Below are 1852 nucleotides of genomic sequence, written 5' to 3' on the forward strand. Positions count from 1 at the left end.
TCTCCGCGAACTTACCATCCAGCTTGTGCCGGTGCCGCGCTCCTTCTCGCTGTCCAGGCGCGAGGCCGATATCGCCATCACCGTCGAGCGCCCGACCGAGGGCCGGCTGGTGGCGGGAAAGCTGGTCGACTACACGCTGGGTTTGTTCGCCTCCCGCGCCTATACGCAAGCCAATGGCCTGCCGAAGACGGCGGCCGAACTCGGCCGGCACACGCTGATCGGCTACGTGCCCGACCTCATCGTCAGCCCCTCGCTCGACTATGCGGCCGAGTTCAGCCCGGACTGGCGCTCGAGCTTTGCCATCTCATCGGCACTTGGCCAGGCGGAAGCCGTGCGCTCCGGCGCCGGCATCGGCATCCTGCACACCTTTGTGGCCCGTTCGATGCCGGAGCTCGTGCCGGTCGACATCGTCAGGCCGATCCGTCGCGCCTACTGGCTGGTCTATCACGAATCGGTGAGACCGCTGCGCCGCGTCCAGCTCGTCGCCAATTTCATCACGAGGGCCGTCGAACGGGAGCGCGGGCTTTTCGTCTAGAGCAATTCCAGGAAAAGTGCTTGGCGGTTTTCCGTCCGGAATTGCGTGAAAACAAACAGTTAGTCCGCGTCGAGCACGAACGAGCTCACCACCTTTTCGGCCTCGTCCGCCAGCGGCGCCCACTTCCGCTCTACCTCTTCGGGAGTGTCGCCCGCGACGCCGCAGCTGACGAAGCCGAAATGCGCGCGACGCAGCGAGAGCGCAACGCTGCCATGACCGTGGAAGCTGACATTGTCGTCGGCATAGTAGAAATCCATGTCGGCCAGCCGCACGGGATAGCCGTCGGGAAACCGCGCCAATCTGTCCTTGCTGAAGCTGGCCGAACCAAAGGCGGCACCGACCATTGTCCGCCAGTCGCTCAGCGACCAGTCCTTGTCCATGAACGCCTCGGGATCGCGCGGGCTGCCCGGATCGGATGGATCGTAGGGGTTCTCCGAAACCATGCAGGTCAAGCCTTCCGCGGATTTGACCTTAAGCCGTATGCTGTTGCCGGACAGGGCTTGGCTCGTCCATCCCTCGGGATAGGTGAGCGAAAAACCGTAGTCATTGTCATGCACCGTCTTGTCCGCCGCGAACGCCGCCGAGGTACAGATCATGCATCCGGTCGCCGCAACCCAGAGAAATGAGCGCATCACAACACCCCACCCACCATGGCCAAAGATAGCAACCGGCGTGCCGTCCCGCCATTCCCTCGCCACACCAGCAGGCCGTTCTCTGAGTCGTGGAAGAAGCTGCGGTTGTTGAGGTTGACCGAGGAGATGGCCACCAGGCGCTGATCGATCATCAGGATCTGAATGCAGCAGCTTCTGCCGCCGCATGAAGCCGATCTATGACGACTATCTCGCCCATTCGCGGCCGGTCGCCAGCAATGTCACGATCGGCTGGGCCTACCGGCTGCTGTTCAGCGATGCGTGGGTCAGGCAGGCATTTTAAACCGTCACTTGAGATACCGGTCCGGGCTGAGGTCGAGCGCGTTGATCTCCGGCACCCGGTTGGAGATGATGTCGGATAGCACCCTGGCCGAGCCGCAGGCCATGGTCCAGCCCAGCGTGCCGTGGCCGGTGTTGAGATAGAGGTTGGACAATTCGCTGCGCCCGACCAGAGGCGGCCCGTCCGGCGTCATCGGCCGCAAGCCGCACCAGAAACTCGCCACCTTGAGGTCGCCGCCGCCCGGAAACAGGTCGCCGACCGAGTGCTCGAGCGTACGGCGGCGCGATTCATGCAGGCGAAGGTCGAAGCCAGAAATCTCCGCGGTGCCGCCGACGCGGATGCGGTCGCCGAGCCTGGTGATCGCCACCTTGTAGGTCTCGTCCATGA

Annotated in this window: 4 protein-coding genes; 1 reads left to right on the forward strand and 3 read right to left on the reverse strand. The window is 63.7% G+C overall.

The features are described from left to right. On the forward strand, window positions 1–535 hold a 535-nt coding region (locus EOA38_RS35400; protein ID WP_189435134.1), incomplete at its 5' end, for a substrate-binding domain-containing protein. Window positions 536–594: 59 nt separating this feature from the next. On the opposite strand, the gene EOA38_RS35405 is transcribed toward EOA38_RS35400, so the two are convergent. The 3 genes from EOA38_RS35405 to EOA38_RS35410 form a co-directional block, all read right to left on the reverse strand. After that, on the reverse strand, window positions 595–1131 hold the full coding sequence (locus tag EOA38_RS35405) for a hypothetical protein (protein ID WP_245481003.1): 537 nt from the start codon (window positions 1129–1131) through the stop codon (window positions 595–597). A 35-nt stretch (window positions 1132–1166) separates the two neighbouring features. Next, window positions 1167–1319 carry a hypothetical protein gene (locus EOA38_RS39530; RefSeq protein ID WP_189435136.1) on the reverse strand — a complete coding sequence of 51 codons (153 nt, stop codon included), beginning with the start codon at window positions 1317–1319 and terminating at the stop codon, window positions 1167–1169. 153 nt (window positions 1320–1472) lie between these two features. After that, window positions 1473–1852, reverse strand: a 380-nt coding sequence (locus tag EOA38_RS35410) for an FAD-dependent oxidoreductase (RefSeq protein ID WP_127301402.1), incomplete at its 5' end; no start/stop codon positions are given.

The organism is Mesorhizobium sp. M1E.F.Ca.ET.041.01.1.1 (genome assembly GCF_003997355.1).
GTDB lineage: Bacteria > Pseudomonadota > Alphaproteobacteria > Rhizobiales > Rhizobiaceae > Mesorhizobium.